Below are 20,554 nucleotides of genomic sequence, written 5' to 3'. Positions count from 1 at the left end.
GTCAAGCGCTCCAAAAAGGGAAGCAGCCATGAAAGTACGGAAGGAGCAGAAGAGGCTGTTGGCGGCGGAAATCGGTGCCGCCATCCTGCAAGGCGACTACCGGCCAGGCGAATGGTTGCGCCAGATCGACCTGGAAGAAGCCTTCGCTGCCAAACGGTTTGACGTCCGGAGTGCGCTGACCCAGCTTGCCGCAAGCGGGATGGTGACGCATGTCGAAAATCGTGGATACCGGGTCGCGCAACCCGACTTGAACGTCGTTCGCGAGATATTGGCGATCCGCACGCTGCTCGAAGTTGAAGCGGCAAGGCAGGCGCTACCGAATATCGGCCCCGACGAACTCAAGAAGATCAAGCAGGCTCAGCAAATCTTCGAAGATGCTGTGGCGCGCGGCAGCAAGGCGGATCAGGCAAATACCAACGCAGCCTTTCACGACGAGATCTATCGTCATGCAGCGAACCAATCGCTCGCCAGCCTCATCGTGGAAATCAGAAATCGCGCCAGACCAGGGCCGATTGCTTTGTGGCCCTCGAACGCCGAGCTGCAGAGAAGTGCTGCACACCATGTCGAGATCGTCGATGCGATCGAGTCTCGCGATCTCGCCGCGCTCGTTGCAGCAGTGCGACGACACATCGTCGAATCCGGCGCCAACTATCCGGCGCGCGATCTCGGTCCGGTCAAGAAGACCTCAGCAGCCTCCGATTGACTAAGAGTGGCGAAGCCAATCTGTTGAGGGCGTATCAGGAGCAGCGCCTGGAGAAGGCCTGCCTCAATTCGCGCTCCCCGCCGGGATCGGCTCCATCCCGCTTGCGATGATCGCTTCGCGCGCGGCGGGCGAGGCGAGGAATTTTATGAGGGCACGGCCGGCTTCGGGCTCCTTCGAACCGGCCGCGACCCCGGCCGAGAAGATCGTGATCTTCTGCAATTCGTTCGGCAGCGGTCCGACGATGTCGATGCCCTTCACGGGCTTCAGCTCGCTGATCTGCTGGAAGCCGAGCTCGGCCTCGCCGTGCGCGACGATCTCGCCGACCGGCGTTGCCGGAATCTTTCGTGCCTTGTCCCTCATGACGTCGGCGATGCCGAGCTTGTCAAACATCTCGGTCGAAACGTAGACGCCGCTGGCGCTGTCGGAATAGGCGATCGTCTTCGCCGCCAGCAGCGCGCGCTTGACCGCCTCCACCGAGCCGATGTCCGGCTTCGGCGCACCCGATTTCACGGCAACGCCGATCGGCGATCTGGTGAGGTCGACCTGGCTGCCGGCCACGACCTTGCCCTTGCCGGCGAGGTCAGTGAGGGCATAGCCCACCATGATCAGGACATCGGCGGGTTCGCCGCGCTCCAGCCGGACCGGGATCGCATTGGTGGTCGTCCCCATCGACGGCCCATATTCCGTCAGCACTTTGTTGCCGGTGGCCTTCTCGAATTCCGGCACGAGCGCCTTGTAGGCAGCCGTCAATCCGCCCGAGATCATCACATGGACCTCGGCAGCTTCGGCCGCGCCGGTCAGCCACAGGACGGTTAGAACGCCGAAGGCAATGTTGCGGAATGTTGCTGATATCGATGTCATCGTCATTCTCTCCAACTAACCCCGTCCGCGATACGGCGCGACGCCTTGCTCCGGCACCCACAATCCCTTCGGCACGCGGCCGGTCTGCCAGAACACGTCGATCGGGATGCCGCCGCGCGGATACCAGTAGCCGCCGATGCGCAAGAACTTCGGCTTGATCTCGCTCGCGATGCGCTTGCCGATCATGACGGTGCAATCCTCGTGGAATGCGCCGTGATTGCGGAAGCTCGCGATGTAGAGCTTGAGCGACTTCGACTCCAGCAGCCAAGGGCCGGGCGCGTAGTCGATCATCAGATGCGCGAAATCCGGTTGTCCCGTGACGGGGCAAAGCGAGGTGAATTCCGGCACGGTGAAGCGCACCAGATAGTCCGTGCCCTTTTGCGGATTGGGCACGCGGTCGAGCTGGGCTTCTTCCGGTGTGTGCGGCCACTCGACCGCGCGGCCGAGCTGGAGGGATTTCTTCGCCATCGTCGTCACATCCTGTTCGAGCATGATCCGGAAAAGTGGGCACCGGTTTTCCGAAAGATCATGCTCAACTAAAAAACCGGAGCGCGATAAGATCGCGCTCCAGAGGGTGCCGGGATGGACGCAAATGTCGCCGTCGTCAACCAGCCGCGATCGTCTGGATCATGACGATCCGGTCGTTGCCGGACTCGCAGCCCCAGAGCTCGCCCGGGCGGCCGTCGAGCTGGCGCACATTGGCATTGGCCTTGTCGCTGGCGAAAACGTTGAACCGCTCGGTCGTGGGATCGAAGCGGACGATGGCATTGGCGGAGAAATCGGTCAGCCAGACCTTGTCCTTGTCGTCGACATAGACGGCATAGGTGCGAGGGCGATCGCCCGGCAGCTTCCAGGTTTTCCAGGAGCCGTTGGCGGGATCGTGCACCGAGACGTGACCGCTGTTCCACTCGCTGACCCAGATCCGGCTTTGCGAATCTGACCAGACCCGCCGCGACCCCTGGCTCGGCGTCGGCGGCTCGACAATGGCGGCATTGCCGGTCGCACGATCAATCCTCGCGATATGGCTCCCAGCCAGCGAGGCGTACCAGACCTCACCCTTGGGCGTCACCGCGATGCCGTAGGGTCCAACACCCTTGGGCGCCCTGAACACGTCCATCTCGCCCGATCCCGGCTTGAGCCGGCCGTAATAGCCGGACTGGCCGGTGAACCAGTAGGTACCGTCCTTGTCGAACACGCCGGTGTTGAGATTGGCGGAGGCGAATTTTTCGGGCAGGCGGAACAGCGTGACCTTGAGATCGCCGGGATCGACCCGGGCGATCGCGTTCTGGCCGCCCTCGGTGATCCAGGGGGCACCGTCGGGGCCGATCGTCACGCCGTGCGGTGCGGCGCCCTGGCCGAGGCTGACTGTCTTGAAACTGCCATCCCGGGGGTCGAGCCTGCCCAGCATGCCCTTGCCCTGCGCCGTGAACCAGACTGTGCCGTCGCGAGCGGGGGCGAGGTCGTGCAGGCCGATGCCGGCGCTGATGGGGAAATATTTTGTCCGGAACAGGCCCTCCTGCGCAAAACTTGGGCGGACGGCGAGGAGGGCAGCGCTCGAGGCAAGAAACTGGCGGCGGTTCATGGCGTTACCCCGACTGTTTCAGATTGAGGTTGGACGCGCAGAGCAGGCGACTTCAAGGATAGTCCGAGCCTGCTCACGCGTCAGTCGAAGCACGCCGTCCAAGCGTTCACATTTGCTTGCGGCCCGTGTAAGACCCCCGGCACCGATCAGCCCTAACGAACGGAAGTGCACATCATGACCGCCATCATCGCCATCATCGGCCGCGAAATTCTCGACAGCCGTGGCAATCCCACCGTCGAGGTCGACGTCGTGCTGGAAGATGGTGCGCTCGGCCGTGCCGCGGTGCCGTCCGGCGCCTCCACCGGCGCCCATGAGGCGGTGGAACTGCGCGATGGCGACAAGGCCCGCTATCTCGGCAAGGGCGTCACCAAGGCGGTCGGCGCCGTCAATGGCGAGATCTTCGAGGCCCTGAGCGGCCTCGATGCCGAGCAGCAGGCCCAGATCGACCAGATCATGATCGACCTCGACGGCACGCCGAACAAGAGCCGGCTGGGCGCCAATGCCATCCTCGGCGTCTCGCTTGCCTGCGCCAAGGCTGCCGCAAACTCGCTCGACATGCCGCTCTATCGTTACGTCGGCGGCACCTCGGCGCGTCTGTTGCCGGTGCCGATGATGAACATCATCAATGGCGGCGTGCATGCCGACAATCCGATCGACTTCCAGGAGTTCATGATCCTTCCCGTCGGCGCGTCGTCCTTTGCCGAGGGCCTGCGCTACGGCGCGGAGGTGTTCCACACCCTGAAGTCGGAATTGAAGAAGGCCGGCCACAACACCAATGTCGGCGACGAGGGCGGTTTCGCCCCGAACCTGCCGTCGGCGGACGCCGCGCTCGAATTCGTCATGAACGCGATCGGCAAGGCCGGCTACAAGGCCGGCACCGACATCGTGATCGGCCTCGACTGCGCCTCGACCGAGTTCTTCAAGGACGGCAAATACGTCTATGAAGGCGAGGGCAAGACCCGCTCGATCTCCGAGCAGGCCAAGTACCTCGCAGACCTGGTGTCGCGCTATCCGATCGTGACCATCGAGGACGGCATGTCGGAAGACGACATGGACGGCTGGAAGGAGCTCACCGACCTCATCGGCAAGAAGTGCCAGCTCGTCGGCGACGATCTCTTCGTCACCAACGTCAAGCGCCTGGCCGAAGGCATCAAGGCCGGCCGCGCCAATTCGATCCTGATCAAGGTCAACCAGATCGGTACGCTGACCGAGACGCTCGCTGCCGTCGAGATGGCGCACAAGGCCGGCTATACCTCGGTGATGTCGCACCGCTCCGGCGAGACCGAGGATTCCACCATCGCCGACCTCGCGGTCGCCACCAATTGCGGGCAGATCAAGACCGGCTCCCTTGCGCGTTCGGACCGCACCGCCAAATACAATCAGCTCCTGCGCATCGAGCAACAGCTCGGCAAGCAGGCGCTCTACGGCGGCAAGGCGGCATTGAAGGCGCTGGCATAAGCCGGCGCTCCAGCTAGGACAGGGGAGGATCGACATGAGCGACGGCAAGACCGGACTGCAACTGCGTTCGCTGATCAAGAAAAGCGGTGAACTGGAAATCTCGCTCGTCGACGTGCCGACTCCCGAGCCCGCCGCGGACGAGGTCGTCGTCCGCGTCGAGGCGGCGCCGATCAACCCGTCCGACCTCGGCCTTCTCGTCGGCGCGGCCGATATGAGCACGGCGAAGGCGTCCGGCAGCAAGGACGCTCCCGTCATCACCGCGAAGGTGCCGGAGGGCGCGATGCGGGCGATGGCCGGCCGGCTCGACGAAGCCATGCCGGTCGGTAACGAAGGCGCGGGCGTCGTCATCAAGACCGGCTCGTCGGATGCCGCGAAGGCATTGATGGGCAAGACCGTCGCCATGATCGGCGGCGCGATGTACGCGCAGTACCGCACGCTGAAAGTGCGCGAGTGCCTGCCGCTGCCGGCGGGCACCACGCCGGCTGAAGGCGCCTCCTGCTTCGTCAATCCGCTCACGGCGCTCGGCATGACCGAGACCATGCGGCGCGAGGGGCACAAGGCGCTGGTGCACACCGCGGCCGCCTCCAATCTCGGCCAGATGCTGAACAAGATCTGCATCAAGGACGGCATTCCGCTGGTCAACATCGTGCGCAGCAAGGAGCAGGCCGACATCCTGCACAAGATCGGCGCCAAATACGTCGTCGATTCCACCGCACCGAGCTTCCTCGGCGATCTCACCAATGCGCTGGTCGAGACCGGCGCCACCATCGCCTTCGATGCCATCGGCGGCGGCAAGCTGGCCGGCGACATCCTCAACTGCATGGAAGCTGCGATCAACAAGACCGCCAAGGAATACAGCCGCTACGGCTCCAACGTGCACAAGCAGGTCTACGTCTACGGCGCGCTCGATATCCGCCCGATCGAGCTGCCGCGCGGCTTCGGCATGGCCTGGGGCGTCGGCGGCTGGCTGCTGTTTCCGTTCCTGATGAAGATCGGGCAGGCGGACGGAGCCAGGCTGCGCCAGCGCGTCGTCGACGAATTGAAGACGACCTTCGCCAGCCACTACACCAAGGTGGTATCGCTTCAGGAGGCGCTCGATCCCGCCAACATCGCGGTCTACGCCAAACGGGCCACCGGCGAAAAATTCCTCATCAACCCAAATAAATCTTCGTGATGTGCCACGGCACACCATCCAAAGAAGGACTTGCCTTCTGAGCGAAGCGGGGGAACATTTGCGCCGCAATTGAAAGCGGGGCAACCGCAAGCAAAGAAGGGGACACTTCCATGACTGATCTGAATCGCCGCGACCTGCTCGCGGGCGCTGCCGCTATGGGCGCGGCGGCCGTAACCGGACTTGGACCGACCACCGCCAGTGCCTCGGTGCCGCAAAGCGGGGCACAGGCGCCCGGCTTCTATCGCTACAAGGTCGGCAGCTACGAGTGCACCTCGATCAACGACGGCGCGCGCACCTTCCCGATGCCGGACAAGTTCGTCGTCAACCTGCCGAAGGAGGAAGCGCTGGCCGCGGGCGAGGCGGCGTACATGCCGAAGGGCATGGTCACGGTGCCGTTCAATCCGCAGCTCATCAACACCGGCTCGAAGCTGGTCCTGATCGACACCGGCAACGGTGTTGCCAATCTCGAGCCGAGCAAGGGCGCGGTCGGCCGTACGCTGCAGAACCTCGCCGCTGCCGGCGTCGACCCGAAGCACATCGACGTCGTGCTGCTGTCGCATCTCCATCCTGATCACACCAACGGTATTCGTCTGGCCGACGGCGCGCTCGCGTTCCCGAATGCGGAGATCATGGTGCCGGCGAAGGATTGGGAGTTCTGGGCGAGCGACGAGAACGCGGCCAAGGCGCCGAACGACATGACGAAGAACTACTTCGCCAACGTGAAGAAGACCTTTGCCGGCCTCGAATCCAAGGTCACGAAATACGAGTGGGGCAAGGAGGTCGCGCCGGGCATCACCTCGATCGCGACGCCCGGCCATACGCCGGGTCATACCTCGTTCGCGGTGGCCTCCGGCGACAAGAAGGTGCTGATCCAGTCTGACGTCACCAACATTCCGGAGTTCTTCCTGCGCAATCCGGATTGGCACGTGGCGTTCGACAACGACGGCGCGATGGCGCAGGCGACGCGCCACAAATTCTACGACATGGCGGCAGCCGAGAAGGCGACCGTGATCGGCTTCCACTTCACCTTCCCCTCGGTGGGGCATGTCGAGAAGGACGGCGCGAAATACCGCCTGATCCCGTCGGCCTGGAATCCGACGATCTGAACCGAGCCAGGGGTTTGCGAGAAACGTCAGGCCGCCTTCGGGCGGCCTGATTGTTTTTGGATCGTAGCGACCATCTGCTTTCGAGAAACTCAGCGTTTCCAAACAAAACCGGTTCATGCACTTGCATCCATCGACCCGGATCGCTTAAGTGCCGCCCCGGAACTTCCGCTCAAGCCCCCAAGGACAATCCATGGCCTACAACATCGTCGTGATCGCCGGCAGCCTGCGCAAGGACAGCTTCTCGCTGAAGGTCGCCAACGCGCTCGCAAAGCTCGCGCCGGCCTCGCTCAAGCTCGAGGTCATCACGCTGGCAGGCATCTCGTTCTTCAACCAGGACCTCGAGGGCGCGCCGCCCGCGGACTGGCTGGCCTTCCGCGAGAAGCTGCAGAAGTCGGACGGCGTCATTTTCGTCACCCCCGAATACAACCGCGCCATCCCGGGTGTGCTGAAGAACGCCATCGACGTCGCCTCGCGCCCCTACGGCAAGAGCTCGTTCAACGGCAAGCCGGTCGGCATCATCTCGAACTCGCCGGGCCCGCTCGGCGGCGTCAGCGCCGCCAAGACGCTGCAGAACATCCTGCCGGGCATTGCCGGACCGATCCTGCAGCAGCCGGAGATCTATCTGAACGCGGTCGGCGATGCCTTCGATGCGGAGGGGAACCTGACCAAGGAATCTCTGAAGCCCGTCCTCCAGGCCTATATCGACGCGTTTGCTGCGCACGTGGCCAAACACCACGGCTGACGTCTTTCTTCGTCATGGCCGGGCTTGTCCCGGCCATCCACGTCTTGGCTCGTGGTGACGAAAAACGTGGATGCCCGGCACAAGGCCGAGCATGACGGCTGGGGGTAGGGACTGGAACGCGAAGGGGGAAGCGATTAGCACTCCCTTAACCAACCTGCCGCATCTTCCCAAGATGGTCTCCCGCGCGCGCCTGAAATCGATCCTGACCGGCCTTGCCCTCTATGCGATGGCGGCCGCTATCGTCGGCTATTTCGGCGTCAACGCCTACACCGGCAAATACGGCCTCAACGCCCGTCAGGAACTCGACCAGGAGATCATCGCGCTGACGAGCGAGCTGGCCCAGCTCAAGCGCGAGCGCGCGAAGAGCGAGCAGCGGGTGTCGCTGCTGCGGACGTCGCGGATCGATCCTGACATGCTGGACGAGCGGGCGCGCTATCAGCTCGACTATGTCAATCCACACGATCTCGTTCGGATGATCCCGGCGAAGTAGCGTTTGCCGCTGCATTCGAAACCGGCATCGAAAGCCGCTGCCGAAATCCGACAATCGTGTAGCAATTCTACCGAAAGTCTTAGGCTTGGAACCGGGCTGCCGCCTTGACGGCAACGCAGCAACGGCCCCATGGCTTCTGCCGCCGTCTGCCTGAGTTGACGCAGATCAACCGGGCCATGCCGGCGCAGCCTAGACTGCCACCCGGAGGAAACAGTGATGAATGGGCCAATGTCCCGGCATCACGCGGCCCGCGTCGAGGCCGCCATTGCGTCAGGCCAGGCCGCGCGCTCCGCGCTGGTGGCCTCATGGCGCCGTTCGTCCCGATTGCATCATCTCGATCCCGCCGGTCGTAGCGCGCCGATGCGGCTGAGCGATGTCGAGTTGCGGCAGGCGCGCGAGCGCGTCGCGCCGCTGCTCGCCGCCGCGCAAGGCGCGATGGACCGGCTCTATCAGGCGGTCGGCGCGAGCGGCTGCTGCGTGCTGCTCGCCGACGGCGCGGGCGTGCCGGTCGACCGCCGCGGCACAGCGGTGGACGATGCGACGTTCCAATCCTGGGGCCTGTGGACCGGCGCGCTCTGGAGCGAGGATCATGAAGGCACCAACGGCATCGGCACCTGCGTCGTCGAGCAGCGCCCGCTGACGATCGACCGCGACCAGCATTTCTTCACCCGCAACACGCTTCTGAGCTGCACCGCCGTTCCGATCTACGACCACGAGGCGGCGTTTGCGGGCGTGCTCGACGTCTCCTCCTGCCGCGCCGACCGGACCGATACGTTTTCCAATCTGATCGCGCTCGCGGCAGGTGAGGCGGCGAGGCGCATCGAGGCCGATCTGTTTCGCCGCGCCTTCGCCCATGCCCGCATTGTGCTGACGCAAGGCGCGGACGGCCAGGCCGGCGGCCTCGTCGCGGTCGATGCAGATGATCTCGTGATCGGCGCGACCCGGTCCGCGCGGGTGGGACTCGGGATTGCGCCCGGCCGTCCCTTGCAGCCGGTGCCCGCGGCTGACCTCCTCGGCGGCGAACCCGCGCATGACCATCTTGCCGGCGGCCAGCGCGCGGTGTTGCAGCGGGCGCTGCTGCGCGCGGACGGCAATGTTTCGGCCGCCGCCAAGGCCCTCGGCATCAGCCGTGCCACGCTGCACAGGAAGCTCAAGCGGTTCGAGCTGAAGCACTGAGGGCCCTTGCCTTGCCCACGACTGTCGCAGAACTGCGACAGGTTACCCCGGCCATCGCTGACGCCCGGGCTGACAGGAAAACGCTCCCGCGACATCGTTGGCGCAAGTCGTGAACACGCGACGAATTGCGCAAACAGCAAACATCGGGAGTGATCAATGAACAAGGTGGAATTCCTCGGCGTCACCCAGGTTCCGTTCGCCGAACGCTATGACAATTTCATCGGCGGCAAATTCGTCGCGCCAATCTCCGGCAAGTACTTTGACAACGCCTCGCCGGTGAACGGCCAGATCGTCTGCAAGATCGCGCGTTCCGATGCGCAGGATGTCGAGGCCGCCCTCGATGCGGCGCACGCCGCCAAGGCCGCCTGGGGACGCACCAGCGTCGCCGAGCGCGCCGCGATCCTGAACCGGATCGCCGACCGGATGGAAGAGAATCTGGAGCGCCTTGCGGTTGCGGAGACCTGGGACAACGGTAAGCCGATCCGCGAGACCCGCGCTGCCGACCTGCCACTCGCGATCGATCATTTTCGCTATTTCGCCGGCGTGGTGCGCGCACAGGAAGGCTCGATCGGCGAGATCGACCACGACACCATCGCCTATCATTTCCACGAACCGCTCGGCGTGGTCGGCCAGATCATCCCCTGGAACTTCCCGCTGCTGATGGCATGCTGGAAGCTCGCGCCGGCGCTTGCCGCCGGCAATTGCGTCGTGCTCAAGCCGGCCGAGCAGACGCCGGCCTCGATCATGGTCTGGGCCGAGATCATCGGCGATCTCCTGCCGCCCGGTGTCCTCAACATCGTCAACGGCTTTGGCCTCGAGGCCGGCAAGCCGCTCGCCTCCAGCCCGCGGATCGCGAAAATCGCCTTCACCGGCGAGACCTCCACGGGCCGGCTGATCATGCAATATGCCAGCCAGAACCTGATCCCGGTCACGCTGGAGCTCGGCGGCAAGTCGCCGAACATCTTCTTCAACGACGTCACCGCCGAGGACGACGACTTCTTCGACAAGGCGATCGAAGGCTTTGTGATGTTCGCGCTGAACCAGGGCGAGGTCTGCACCTGTCCGAGCCGGGCGCTGGTCCACGCCGATATCTATGACCGCTTCATGGAGCGGGCGCTGAAGCGCGTCGCCGCGATCAAGCAGGGCGACCCGCGTGCGGCCGACACCATGATCGGCGCGCAGGCATCTAGCGAACAGCTCGCCAAGATCCTCTCCTATATCGACATCGGCAAGCAGGAGGGCGCCAAGGTGCTGGCCGGCGGCGGTCGTGCCGAGCTCGGCGGCGATCTTTCCGGCGGCTTCTACGTCCAGCCGACGGTGTTCGAGGGCCACAACAAGATGCGAATCTTCCAGGAGGAGATCTTTGGTCCCGTCGTCTCGGTCACGACCTTCAAGACCGATGACGAAGCGCTCGCGATCGCCAACGACACGCTCTATGGCCTGGGAGCCGGCGTCTGGAGTCGCGATGCCAACCGCTGCTACCGCTTCGGCCGGGCCATCCAGGCCGGACGGGTCTGGACCAACTGCTACCATGCGTATCCTGCGCATGCCGCGTTCGGCGGCTACAAGCAGTCGGGCGTCGGTCGCGAGACCCACAAGATGATGCTCGATCACTACCAGCAGACCAAGAATCTGCTGGTCAGCTACAGCCCGAAGAAGCTTGGCTTCTTCTGATCGGGCAAGATCTGATTGGGCAAGATCTGATGGGGCAAGATCTGATCGGGCAGGAGAGGGCGGCGCAATCTTGCGCTGCCCTCTCCGTCGTCATCCGTCTGTCAGAGTCTTGAGACAAGACGACAGAGCCGACCGTATCCGGTTCGGCGCCCGCGGCATTCGAAGCGATGCCGGGCAAAGACGGAGGCTTGGTGATGCGGAACAGTCGTTCAGGACGGACAATGGGTGTCGCAGCGATGCTGTTCGGCGCGGCGGTGCTGCCGCTGTCGATGGCCTTTGCACAGTCCGGCGCGGCGCCAGCTGGCGCCAAGCCCTTCCTGACCGTCGATGGAAAGGCGCCACTGGTCCTTGGACATCGCGGCCTGCCGGGCCTGGTACCTGAAGAGACCGAGGCGTCGTACGACCTCGCCGCGGCGCTCGGGACCGATGCGCTCGAAGAGGATTTGCACCTGACCAAGGATTGCGTTCTGGTCGTGCGTCATAACCCCTGGCTGAGCGACAACACCAACATTGCCGAGGTGGCGAAGACCAATGCGGCCGTCGCCGCCCGCAAGCGAACCGTGCCCGGTGTGCGCGTCAAGGCCCCGTCGGCCACCGGCGTGCCTGCCGACTACCTGACGGATCTGAGCGATCCGGCCGATCCCAAATCGGTGCTGAAGTCGCTGATCGTCGACGGCGAGGATCATACCAACGACTGGTCGATCAGCGATTTCACCATGGCCGAGCTGAAGCAATGGATCGGCGGCACCACCTATGACGCGGCCAACGAGCGGCCGAAAGTCTTCAACGGCAAGCTCCCGATCATCAGCTTCCAGGACGTCATCGACATCGCCAAGGTCAAGAGCAAGGAGACCGGGCGGTCCATCCTCGTCTATCCCGAAACCAAGAACCCGACCTGGAACAATGCCCAGGCGATCGCCAATGGCTGCGGCGCGGCCGGCAGCCGTCCGCTCGAGGATGCCCTGATCAAGATCATCAGGGATAACGGCCTCAACACCAAGGACGCTCCCATCCTGGTCCAGAGCTTCGAACCCGGCAGCCTGAAATATATGCGCAGCCACGGCCTCCAGACGCGGCAGGTCCAACTCGTCGACGGCAACGGAATCGACTTCAAAACCGGCAAGGTTCTCCTCAACAACATCACGAATTCGCGCCCGTTCGACTGGACGGTTGCAGGCGATGCGCGCCTGTACGATGCGATGCTGACGGCCGAGGGGCTTGCCGAGATCAAGACCTACGCCGACGGCATCGGCCCGTGGAAGGCCTATATCGTTCCGCTCAAGATCGCGCCGTGGAAGGACGCAAATGCCGACGGCACGCCCTACAAGGGATCGACGCCGGAGGCTTCGACCCAGGACGCGACCAGCCTTGTCGCGGACGCGCACAAGCTCGGTCTTTTCGTGCATGTCTTCACGTTTCGGAACGAGAAGAAATATCTTGCCGCCGACTATCGCGGCGACCCGAGCCTTGAATATCTCAAATTCTACCGGCTCGGCGTCGATGGGGTCTTCAGCGACTTCACGCACACCGGCGTTGCCGCCCGTGCGGCGTATTTGCGCGAGTTGGGCTGGTAAGGCTGGCACGGCGAATCGGACGCGCGTGGGATTTCGGATACAAAACGGCGCGTCCGATTTCTCTGCGTTGGCTGCCCACGTTCCCTTCGCTGACCGGTGAGCTAAAGTTGCCCGATCGGCGGCAAAGGTTTTGCAAAGTTTCGGCCACGTTGCAGTGCGGCATAATGAAAGTCGCGCCATGCCGCCGCGGTCCTTTCCAAGGGCGTTTGACTTGGGTTAGAGAGGGCTGAAGTTTTCTCTGACCCGGAATTCCCATGGCCGCACCCAAGAAAGCCGCCGCAAGCACTCCACAGGACAAGACCGACGGCGGTTCGCCCCCGGAATTCACCAGAGAGCAGGAGCTCAAAGCGCTCCGCGACATGCTCCTGATCCGGCGGTTCGAGGAAAAGGCCGGCCAGCTCTACGGCATGGGCGCGATCGGCGGCTTCTGCCACCTCTATATCGGCCAGGAAGCCGTGGTGGTCGGCATGCAGATGGCCCTGAAGCAGGGCGATCAGGTCATCACCGGCTATCGCGATCACGGTCATATGCTTGCCACCGGCATGGAGGCCAACGGCGTCATGGCCGAGCTCACCGGCCGGCGCGGTGGCTATTCCAAGGGCAAGGGCGGCTCCATGCACATGTTCAGCAAGGAGAAGCACTTCTACGGCGGCCACGGCATCGTCGGCGCCCAGGTCTCGCTCGGCACGGGTCTGGCCTTCGCCAACCACTATCGTGGTAACGACAATGTCAGCGTCACCTATTTCGGCGACGGCGCGGCCAACCAGGGCCAGGTCTATGAGAGCTTCAACATGGCGGAGCTCTGGAAGCTGCCGGTGATCTACGTCATCGAGAACAACCGCTACGCCATGGGCACCTCGGTGTCGCGCGCTTCGGCGCAGCAGGATTTCTCCAAGCGCGGTGCGTCCTTCAACATCCCCGGGATGCAGGTCGACGGCATGGACGTCCGCGCCGTGAAGGCCGCGGGCGAGGAGGCGGCGGCCTGGTGCCGTGCCGGCAAGGGCCCCTTCATCCTGGAGATGCAGACCTACCGCTATCGCGGCCACTCGATGTCCGACCCCGCAAAGTACAGAACGCGCGAAGAGGTCGAAAAAGTCCGCCACGACCAAGACCCGATCGAGCAGGTGCGCAACCGCCTGCTCGCGGCCAAGGTGAGCGAGGCCGATCTCAAGGCGATCGACGCCGAGGTCCGCGACATCGTCAATGCGTCCGCCGACTTCGCCCAGCATGATCCCGAGCCGGATGCCGCCGAGCTCTGGACCGACATTTATCGCTGAACGCGCGCAAGCTTTCTTTTGGAGTCGATATGCCAATTCAAGTGCTGATGCCCGCGTTGTCGCCCACGATGGAGAAGGGCAACCTTGCCAAGTGGCTGAAGAAAGAGGGCGAGACGATCAAGTCCGGCGACGTCATCGCCGAGATCGAGACCGACAAGGCGACCATGGAGGTCGAGGCGACCGATGAAGGTACGCTCGGCAAGATCCTGATCCCCGAGGGCACCGCCGACGTTGCCGTCAACACGCCGATCGCGACCATCCTCGCCGATGGCGAGACGGCCGCCGATCTCGCCAAGGCGCCGGCCGCGCCCGCGCCGAGCGTCGCGCAGGAAGTCGCCGAATCCCGCTCGCCGGTCGGCGAAGGCAAGCCGATGATCTCGGCGCCGAAGGCTGCGGCTGCCCCTCAGGTCGTTGCCGAGCCCGATCCGGAAGTGCCCGCCGGCACCGCGATGGTGACGCAGACTATCCGCGAGGCGTTGCGCGATGCCATGGCCGAAGAAATGCGCCGCGACGCCGACGTCTTCGTGATGGGCGAGGAAGTCGCTGAATATCAGGGCGCCTACAAGGTGACCCAGGGCCTGTTGCAGGAATTTGGCGCCAAGCGCGTCATCGACACGCCGATCACCGAGCACGGCTTTGCCGGCATCGGCGTCGGCGCTGCCATGACCGGGCTGAAGCCGATCGTCGAGTTCATGACCTTCAACTTCGCCATGCAGGCGATCGACCAGATCATCAACTCAGCGGCCAAGACGCTCTACATGTCCGGCGGTCAGATGGGCTGCTCGATCGTGTTCCGCGGCCCGAACGGCGCCGCCGCGCGCGTCGCCGCCCAGCACAGCCAGGACTACTCGTCCTGGTATTCCAACGTCCCGGGTCTCAAGGTGGTCGCGCCGTTCTCCGCAGCGGACTACAAGGGCCTGCTCAAGGCCGCGATCCGCGATCCCAATCCGGTGATCTTCCTCGAGAACGAGGTGCTCTACGGCCATACCGGCGAAGTGCCGAAGCTCGATGACTTCGTGATCCCGATCGGCAAGGCCCGCATCGTGCGTTCGGGCAGCCATGTCACCATCATCTCCTGGTCGAACGGCATGACCTATGCGCTGAAAGCCGCCGACGAGCTCTCCAAGGACGGTATCGAGGCCGAGGTGATCGACCTGCGCACGCTGCGGCCGATGGATACCGAGACCATCGTCAACTCGGTCAAGAAGACCGGTCGTGCGGTCACGGTGGAAGAGGGCTGGGCGCAGAGCGGCGTCGGCGCCGAGATCGCCGCGCGCATCATGGAGAACGCCTTCGACTATCTCGATGCGCCGGTTGCGCGCGTCTCCGGCAAGGACGTCCCGATGCCCTATGCCGCGAACCTGGAGAAGCTCGCGCTGCCGTCGGCAGCCGAAGTGGTCGAGGCCGCCAAAGCCGTCTGCTACAGGTAAATCATGGCGGGCCCGAAGGAGCAGCCATTGCCACCCGACGTCCTCGCCCGCGACGATGCGGTCGAGATCCTGCGCGTATTCGTGCTGGACGGCGGGCTGTCGATGGCGTTCCAGCGCGCCTTCGAGGAGCCCGATATGTGGGGCCTCCTGCTCGTCGATCTCGCCCGTCACGCGGCGCGCGCCTATGCGCGCGAGAGCGAATACACCGAGGAGGATGCGCTGAGCCGGATCCTCGAGATGTTCCAGGCGGAGATTGAACGGCCAACCGATACGGGCACGACGACACCGCGCGGGAAGGGGCACTGATCGTGGCGATCGAAGCCCATCATTTCGATTTCATGCTGGAGGCGATCCGCGAGGCGGAGGCCTCGATCGCGCAGGGCGGCCTGCCGATCGGCGCCGTGCTGACGCGCGGCAACGAGATCATCGCCCGCGGCCACAACAACCGTGTGCAGGAAAAGAACGTCATCCTCCACGGCGAGATGAGCTGCCTGCGCGAGGCCGGCGTGATCTCGTTCCACGACACCGTCATGTACACCACACTGTCGCCATGCTCGATGTGCGCCGGCGCACTCGCTCTGTTCAAGGTGAAGCTGGTGGTGATCGGAGAATCCGTCACCTTCCCGGGCTCCAAGGACATCCTCGACAAGTTCGGCATCCCCTGGATCGACCTTGCCGACGACCGCTCCATCACCATGATGAAGAATTGGCGTTCCATCCCTGCCAACGAGCGCCTGTGGCAGGGCGACATCGGCAACTAAACCTGGTCGTCTTCGCTGTCGGAGACGACGTATTGCAAAGTTCTTCTTGAGGTCAGCATGCCCATCAACATCCTGATGCCCGCTCTCTCGCCGACAATGGAGAAGGGCAACCTCGCCAAGTGGCTGAAGAAGGAAGGCGACAAGGTCAAATCCGGCGACGTCATCGCCGAGATCGAGACCGACAAGGCGACCATGGAGGTCGAGGCGATCGACGAAGGCACGATCGCCAAGATCCTCGTGCCCGAGGGCACGCAGGACGTCCCGGTCAACGACGTGATCGCCGTGCTCGCCGGCGAGGGCGAGGACGTGAAGGCGGCTGGTGCCGCCAAGCCCAGTGCCTCGGCCGCACCTCCGAAAGCTGCTGAAGCGCCCACCGCCGCGCCGGCTCCCGCAGCCGCGCCCAAGGCTGCGCCGCCTGCCGCCGCACCGGCGCCGCAGGCCGCAGTTCCGGCCGCGCAGAGCAACGGCCATGGCGGCCGCGTGTTCTCATCGCCGCTGGCGCGCCGTCTCGCCAAGGATGCAGGCATCGACGTGTCGATGGTGACGGGCACCGGCCCGCGCGGCCGCGTGGTGGCGCGTGACGTCGAGCAGGCCAAGTCCGGCAAGGGTCTGAAGGCGCCTGCCGCTGCGCCGTCCGGCGCGCCCTCGATCGCACCGACCATGTCGGACAAGCAGATCCTGTCGCTGTTCGAGCCCGGCTCCTACGAGATCGTGCCGCATGACGGCATGCGCCGCACGATCGCGCAGCGCCTGACCGCGTCGATCCAGAACGTCCCGCACTTCTACCTCACCATCGACTGCGACATCGGCAAGCTGCTCGCCGCGCGCGAGGAGATCAATGCGGCTGCTCCCAAGGACAAGGAGAAGAAGCCGCTCTACAAGATCTCGGTCAACGACTTCGTGATCAAGGCGATGGCCGTTGCGCTCCAGAGGATCCCGAACTGCAACGTCAGCTGGACTGAAAGCGGCATGGTCAAGCACCACCATTCCGACGTCGGTGTTGCCGTGGCGATGCCCGGTGGCCTGATCACGCCGATCATCCGCAAGGCAGAGACCAAGACGCTCTCCACCATCTCCAACGAGATGAAGGATTTTGCCGCGCGCGCCCGCTCGCGCAAGCTGAAGCCGGAGGAATACCAGGGCGGCACCACCGCGGTCTCCAACCTCGGCATGTTCGGCATCAGCCACTTCACCGCCGTGATCAACCCGCCGCATGCAACCATTCTCGCGGTCGGCACCAGCGAGGAGCGGCCGGTCGTCCGCGGCGGCAAGATCGAGATCGCGCACATGATGAGCGTGACCTTGTCCTGTGATCACCGCGCCATCGACGGCGCGCTTGGCGCCGAGCTGATCGGCGCGTTCAAGCAGCTGATCGAAAATCCCGTCATGATGATGGTCTGAGATGGCGCATGACGACGCGCTGGCCCTGGATCTCGATGCTGGTCTCGCTGATCCTCACGCTCAGCCCGCTCGGCCGCGACATCGTTGACTCCGCCTTCTTCGCCGGCGAGGCGCTGTCGCGCAACATCTGGGCGCCGATCGCGCTCACCATCTTCGCCGTCATGGCGGCCGCCATTCTCTCGGAATGGCTGATCAGAACCTACATCCGCAATCGCCGCGCCCGCGGCGCAACGACCGCTTGAGTTGAACGGGAGCCACCATGGCCGACACATCCTTCGACGTCATCATCATCGGCTCTGGTCCCGGCGGCTATGTCACCGCGATCCGCGCTGCCCAGCTCGGCTTCAAGGTCGCGATCGTCGAGAAGTCCTATCTTGGCGGCATCTGCCTGAACTGGGGCTGCATCCCGACCAAGGCGCTGCTGCGCTCCGCCGAGATCTACCACTACATGCAGCACGCCAAGGATTACGGCCTGTCGGCGGAAAAGGTCTCGTTCGACCCGAAGGCGGTGGTGCAGCGTTCGCGCGGCGTCTCGAAGCGGCTGAACGACGGCGTCGGCTTCCTGATGAAGAAGAACAAGGTCAGCGTGATCTGGGGCGCGGCCTCCATCGACGCGCCCGGCAAGGTCACGGTGAAGAAGTCCGACGTCGAGGGCCCCAAGGGAGCGCTGGGCGAGGGGGCTTACCTGGCCAAGCACATCATTATTGCAACCGGTGCGCGGCCGCGCGTGCTGCCGGGGCTCGAGCCCGACAAGAAGCTGATCTGGACCTATTTCGAAGCGATGGTCCCGGAGAAGATGCCGAAGTCGCTGCTGGTCGTCGGCTCCGGCGCGATCGGCATCGAGTTCGCCTCGTTCTTCCACACCATGGGCTCCGACGTCACCGTGGTCGAGGTGCTGCCGCAGATCCTGCCCGTCGAGGACGCCGAGATCGCCGGCCTGGCCCGCAAGCGTCTGGAAAAGCAGGGCATCAAGATCATGTCCTCGACCAAGGTCACGAAGCTGGAGAAGAAGACCGACAGCGTCGTCGCCACCATCGACGATGGCAAGGGCAAGCCCGTCACCACCGAGTTCGAGCGCGTGATCTCGGCGGTCGGCGTCGTCGGTAATATCGAGAATCTCGGCCTGGAAAAGCTCGGTGTGAAGACTGACCGGGGCTGTATCGTCATCGATGGCTACGGCAAGACCAACGTCCCCGGCATCCACGCCATCGGCGACGTCGCCGGTCCCCCGATGCTGGCGCACAAGGCCGAGCATGAAGGCGTGATCTGCGTCGAGGCCATCAAGGGCCTGCATCCGCATCCCATGGACAAGAACCTGATCCCGGGCTGCACCTATTGCCAGCCGCAGGTCGCCTCCGTCGGCCTCACCGAAGCCAAGGCGAAGGAAAGCGGCCGAGAGATCCGCGTCGGCCGTTTCCCGTTCGTCGGCAACGGCAAGGCGATTGCGCTGGGCGAGGATCAGGGCCTGGTCAAGGTGATCTTCGACAAGAAGACTGGTCAGCTCCTCGGCGCCCATATGGTCGGTGCTGAAGTCACCGAGCTGATCCAGGGCTACGTCGTCGCGATGAACCTGGAGACGACCGAAGAAGAGCTGATGCACACGGTGTTCCCGCATCCGACCCTGTCGGAGATGATGAAGGAAGCTGTGCTCGATGCGTATGGAAGGGTTTTGAATATTTGATGGGCGCCATCGCCGCCCGCCGCTGTCATTGCGAGCGCAGCGAAGCAATCCAGACGGCCTCTGCGGAAAGATTCTGGATTGCTTCGCTGCGCTCGCAATGACGAGCAGAGAGCCGTTTGCAAAATAAGAAGGAAACCAACCCATGCACGATAACGACAACCTGACCATCGAACGCCCGACCTTCGTCACGCACCTGGAATGCGCGATGGAGGGCGATCATTACGCCGCCGACCAGGTCCACAATCTCTCCAAGGCCGGCAAGCCGCTTTTGGTGCGCTACGACCTCGCGGGCGTGAAGAAGGCGCTGACCAAGGACGCGCTTGCCCAGCGTCCTGGCGACATGTGGCGCTACCGCGAGCTCTTGCCCGTGCGCAAATGCAAGGACATCGTCTCGCTCGGCGAGGTCACCACGCCGCTGATCCGGCTGCCGAAGCTCGGCGCCAGGCTCGGCGGCGGCGAGATCATCGTCAAGGACGAGGGACGCCTGCCGACCGGCTCGTTCAAGGCGCGCGGCCTCGTGATGGCGGTGTCGATGGGCAAGGCGCTCGGCATCAAGCACATGGCGATGCCGACCAACGGCAATGCCGGCGCGGCGCTCGCGGCCTACGCGACCTCCTGCGGCATCAAGACCACGATCTTCTGCCCGGCCGACACGCCCGAGGTGAACGTCAGCGAGATCGAGCTTCAGGGCGCGACCGTCTATCGCGTCAACGGCTATATCGACGATTGCGGCAAGATCGTCGGCGAAGGCAAGGCGAAGGTCGGCTGGTTCGATACGTCCACGCTCAAGGAGCCGTACCGTATCGAGGGCAAGAAGACGATGGGCCTGGAGCTCGCCGAGCAGCTCGGCTGGGACGTGCCCGACGTGATCTTCTATCCGACCGGCGGCGGCACCGGCCTGATCGGCATGTGGAAGGCTTTCGACGAGCTGGAGAAGATCGGGTTCATCGGCTCCAAGCGCCCGCGCATGGTCGCGGTGCAGGCGTCGGGCTGCGCGCCGATGGTGCGGGCCTATGACGCCGGCACCGAACATGCGACGCGCTGGGAGGACGCCCACACGATCGCGTCCGGCATTCGCGTGCCGCAGGCGATCGGCGATTTCCTGATCCTGCGCGCGGTGCGCGAGAGCAAGGGTTTTGCCATTGCGGTGGACGACGACAAGATCTCGGCGGCGCTGAACGAAGTCGCACGCGAGGAGGGGCTGCTGCTATGCCCCGAGGGCGCCGCGACCTACGCCGCCTACAAGGACAGCCTCGCCGACGGCCGTGTCAGCAAGACCGACCGCGTGATGCTGTTCAACTGCGCGACCGGCCTGAAGTACCCGCTGCCGCCGGTCACCCGCACGCTCGATCGCCACAAGCCGATCGACTACACGCAGTTCTAGGGACGGCAAGACCGCCGGAGCGCGATGATCGCGCTCTGGCGCGTCATTTCGTCTCTTCACGACCGATCCCTCTTCCCGTA

Annotated in this window: 20 protein-coding genes; 17 read left to right on the top strand and 3 right to left on the bottom strand. The window is 64.3% G+C overall.

The genetic code is table 11. From position 1 onward, the window contains the following. Positions 1–28: 28 nt before the first annotated feature. Entirely contained in the window at positions 29–703 is a 675-nt protein-coding gene (locus CT676_RS02865) for a GntR family transcriptional regulator (RefSeq protein ID WP_167767911.1), read from the top strand. 63 nt (positions 704–766) lie between these two features. On the opposite strand, the gene CT676_RS02860 is transcribed toward CT676_RS02865, so the two are convergent. The 3 genes from CT676_RS02860 to CT676_RS02850 all read right to left on the bottom strand — a co-directional run bounded on the left by CT676_RS02860 (position 767) and on the right by CT676_RS02850 (position 3,146). Continuing rightward, the gene (locus CT676_RS02860; RefSeq protein ID WP_167767910.1) at positions 767–1,564 is read right to left on the bottom strand and encodes a substrate-binding domain-containing protein; all 798 of its coding nucleotides are present in this window, start codon (positions 1,562–1,564) and stop codon (positions 767–769) included. Between the two features lie 15 nt (positions 1,565–1,579). Then, the gene (gene queF / locus CT676_RS02855) at positions 1,580–2,056 is read right to left on the bottom strand and encodes a preQ(1) synthase (RefSeq protein WP_041960296.1); all 477 of its coding nucleotides are present in this window, start codon (positions 2,054–2,056) and stop codon (positions 1,580–1,582) included. A 112-nt stretch (positions 2,057–2,168) separates the two neighbouring features. After that, on the bottom strand, positions 2,169–3,146 hold the full coding sequence (locus CT676_RS02850; protein WP_135213775.1) for a lyase: 978 nt from the start codon (positions 3,144–3,146) through the stop codon (positions 2,169–2,171). 174 nt (positions 3,147–3,320) lie between these two features. Here CT676_RS02850 and eno point away from each other — a divergent pair, with 174 nt between their 5' ends. The 16 genes from eno to CT676_RS02770 all read left to right on the top strand — a co-directional run bounded on the left by eno (position 3,321) and on the right by CT676_RS02770 (position 20,474). After that, complete coding sequence (gene eno, locus CT676_RS02845; protein WP_135213774.1) at positions 3,321–4,604, top strand: phosphopyruvate hydratase; 1,284 nt, start codon at positions 3,321–3,323, stop codon at positions 4,602–4,604. A 34-nt stretch (positions 4,605–4,638) separates the two neighbouring features. Then, on the top strand, positions 4,639–5,778 hold the full coding sequence (locus tag CT676_RS02840; RefSeq protein ID WP_085404612.1) for a zinc-binding dehydrogenase: 1,140 nt from the start codon (positions 4,639–4,641) through the stop codon (positions 5,776–5,778). Positions 5,779–5,888: 110 nt separating this feature from the next. Continuing rightward, on the top strand, positions 5,889–6,884 hold the full coding sequence (locus tag CT676_RS02835) for an MBL fold metallo-hydrolase (RefSeq protein ID WP_135213773.1): 996 nt from the start codon (positions 5,889–5,891) through the stop codon (positions 6,882–6,884). A gap of 190 nt (positions 6,885–7,074) precedes the next feature. Further along, positions 7,075–7,626 carry an NAD(P)H-dependent oxidoreductase gene (locus tag CT676_RS02830; RefSeq protein WP_135213772.1) on the top strand — a complete coding sequence of 184 codons (552 nt, stop codon included), beginning with the start codon at positions 7,075–7,077 and terminating at the stop codon, positions 7,624–7,626. A 172-nt stretch (positions 7,627–7,798) separates the two neighbouring features. Next, positions 7,799–8,116, top strand: coding sequence for a septum formation initiator family protein (locus tag CT676_RS02825; RefSeq protein ID WP_028149600.1), 318 nt, complete (start codon positions 7,799–7,801; stop codon positions 8,114–8,116). 216 nt (positions 8,117–8,332) lie between these two features. Then, positions 8,333–9,292, top strand: a complete 960-nt coding sequence (locus CT676_RS02820; protein ID WP_167767909.1) for a GAF domain-containing protein — start codon at positions 8,333–8,335, stop codon at positions 9,290–9,292. A 156-nt stretch (positions 9,293–9,448) separates the two neighbouring features. Then, positions 9,449–10,966 carry an aldehyde dehydrogenase gene (gene adh / locus CT676_RS02815; protein WP_135213770.1) on the top strand — a complete coding sequence of 506 codons (1,518 nt, stop codon included), beginning with the start codon at positions 9,449–9,451 and terminating at the stop codon, positions 10,964–10,966. A 221-nt stretch (positions 10,967–11,187) separates the two neighbouring features. Further along, on the top strand, positions 11,188–12,540 hold the full coding sequence (locus CT676_RS02810) for a glycerophosphodiester phosphodiesterase family protein (RefSeq protein ID WP_135213769.1): 1,353 nt from the start codon (positions 11,188–11,190) through the stop codon (positions 12,538–12,540). Between the two features lie 254 nt (positions 12,541–12,794). Further along, entirely contained in the window at positions 12,795–13,817 is a 1,023-nt protein-coding gene (gene pdhA, locus CT676_RS02805; RefSeq protein WP_063983080.1) for a pyruvate dehydrogenase (acetyl-transferring) E1 component subunit alpha, read from the top strand. Positions 13,818–13,846: 29 nt separating this feature from the next. Beyond that, positions 13,847–15,247 (top strand): pyruvate dehydrogenase complex E1 component subunit beta, encoded by a 1,401-nt coding sequence (locus CT676_RS02800; RefSeq protein WP_135213768.1) that lies wholly within the window; start codon positions 13,847–13,849, stop codon positions 15,245–15,247. A gap of 3 nt (positions 15,248–15,250) precedes the next feature. Continuing rightward, positions 15,251–15,553 (top strand): DUF5076 domain-containing protein, encoded by a 303-nt coding sequence (locus tag CT676_RS02795; protein ID WP_028149595.1) that lies wholly within the window; start codon positions 15,251–15,253, stop codon positions 15,551–15,553. Positions 15,554–15,555: 2 nt separating this feature from the next. Continuing rightward, positions 15,556–16,008: a nucleoside deaminase gene (locus tag CT676_RS02790; RefSeq protein WP_014495015.1), complete on the top strand. Its 453-nt coding sequence runs from the start codon at positions 15,556–15,558 to the stop codon at positions 16,006–16,008. 57 nt (positions 16,009–16,065) lie between these two features. Continuing rightward, the gene (locus CT676_RS02785; protein ID WP_135213767.1) at positions 16,066–17,409 is read left to right on the top strand and encodes a pyruvate dehydrogenase complex dihydrolipoamide acetyltransferase; all 1,344 of its coding nucleotides are present in this window, start codon (positions 16,066–16,068) and stop codon (positions 17,407–17,409) included. A gap of 8 nt (positions 17,410–17,417) precedes the next feature. Then, positions 17,418–17,651 (top strand): hypothetical protein, encoded by a 234-nt coding sequence (locus CT676_RS02780; protein WP_014495017.1) that lies wholly within the window; start codon positions 17,418–17,420, stop codon positions 17,649–17,651. A 17-nt stretch (positions 17,652–17,668) separates the two neighbouring features. Beyond that, positions 17,669–19,090 (top strand): dihydrolipoyl dehydrogenase, encoded by a 1,422-nt coding sequence (gene lpdA, locus CT676_RS02775; protein WP_135213766.1) that lies wholly within the window; start codon positions 17,669–17,671, stop codon positions 19,088–19,090. 142 nt (positions 19,091–19,232) lie between these two features. After that, positions 19,233–20,474, top strand: coding sequence for a threonine synthase (locus CT676_RS02770; protein WP_135213765.1), 1,242 nt, complete (start codon positions 19,233–19,235; stop codon positions 20,472–20,474). Positions 20,475–20,554: the final 80 nt, after the last annotated feature.

This window comes from Bradyrhizobium sp. MOS001 (genome assembly GCF_004634465.1).
GTDB lineage: Bacteria > Pseudomonadota > Alphaproteobacteria > Rhizobiales > Xanthobacteraceae > Bradyrhizobium > Bradyrhizobium barranii.
This window is presented reverse-complemented; position numbering and strand designations above follow the sequence as displayed.

What these genes read in the sequence shown, in the direction of transcription:
- CT676_RS02865 (WP_167767911.1), top strand. Translation starts at nt 29, where the DNA reads ATGAAAGTACGGAAGGAGCAGAAGAGGCTGTTGGCGGCGGAAATCGGT.
- CT676_RS02860 (WP_167767910.1), bottom strand. Translation starts at nt 1,564, where the DNA reads ATGACATCGATATCAGCAACATTCCGCAACATTGCCTTCGGCGTTCTA.
- queF (WP_041960296.1), bottom strand. Translation starts at nt 2,056, where the DNA reads ATGCTCGAACAGGATGTGACGACGATGGCGAAGAAATCCCTCCAGCTC.
- CT676_RS02850 (WP_135213775.1), bottom strand. Translation starts at nt 3,146, where the DNA reads ATGAACCGCCGCCAGTTTCTTGCCTCGAGCGCTGCCCTCCTCGCCGTC.
- eno (WP_135213774.1), top strand. Translation starts at nt 3,321, where the DNA reads ATGACCGCCATCATCGCCATCATCGGCCGCGAAATTCTCGACAGCCGT.
- CT676_RS02840 (WP_085404612.1), top strand. Translation starts at nt 4,639, where the DNA reads ATGAGCGACGGCAAGACCGGACTGCAACTGCGTTCGCTGATCAAGAAA.
- CT676_RS02835 (WP_135213773.1), top strand. Translation starts at nt 5,889, where the DNA reads ATGACTGATCTGAATCGCCGCGACCTGCTCGCGGGCGCTGCCGCTATG.
- CT676_RS02830 (WP_135213772.1), top strand. Translation starts at nt 7,075, where the DNA reads ATGGCCTACAACATCGTCGTGATCGCCGGCAGCCTGCGCAAGGACAGC.
- CT676_RS02825 (WP_028149600.1), top strand. Translation starts at nt 7,799, where the DNA reads ATGGTCTCCCGCGCGCGCCTGAAATCGATCCTGACCGGCCTTGCCCTC.
- CT676_RS02820 (WP_167767909.1), top strand. Translation starts at nt 8,333, where the DNA reads ATGAATGGGCCAATGTCCCGGCATCACGCGGCCCGCGTCGAGGCCGCC.
- adh (WP_135213770.1), top strand. Translation starts at nt 9,449, where the DNA reads ATGAACAAGGTGGAATTCCTCGGCGTCACCCAGGTTCCGTTCGCCGAA.
- CT676_RS02810 (WP_135213769.1), top strand. Translation starts at nt 11,188, where the DNA reads ATGGGTGTCGCAGCGATGCTGTTCGGCGCGGCGGTGCTGCCGCTGTCG.
- pdhA (WP_063983080.1), top strand. Translation starts at nt 12,795, where the DNA reads ATGGCCGCACCCAAGAAAGCCGCCGCAAGCACTCCACAGGACAAGACC.
- CT676_RS02800 (WP_135213768.1), top strand. Translation starts at nt 13,847, where the DNA reads ATGCCAATTCAAGTGCTGATGCCCGCGTTGTCGCCCACGATGGAGAAG.
- CT676_RS02795 (WP_028149595.1), top strand. Translation starts at nt 15,251, where the DNA reads ATGGCGGGCCCGAAGGAGCAGCCATTGCCACCCGACGTCCTCGCCCGC.
- CT676_RS02785 (WP_135213767.1), top strand. Translation starts at nt 16,066, where the DNA reads ATGCCCATCAACATCCTGATGCCCGCTCTCTCGCCGACAATGGAGAAG.
- CT676_RS02780 (WP_014495017.1), top strand. Translation starts at nt 17,418, where the DNA reads ATGACGACGCGCTGGCCCTGGATCTCGATGCTGGTCTCGCTGATCCTC.
- lpdA (WP_135213766.1), top strand. Translation starts at nt 17,669, where the DNA reads ATGGCCGACACATCCTTCGACGTCATCATCATCGGCTCTGGTCCCGGC.
- CT676_RS02770 (WP_135213765.1), top strand. Translation starts at nt 19,233, where the DNA reads ATGCACGATAACGACAACCTGACCATCGAACGCCCGACCTTCGTCACG.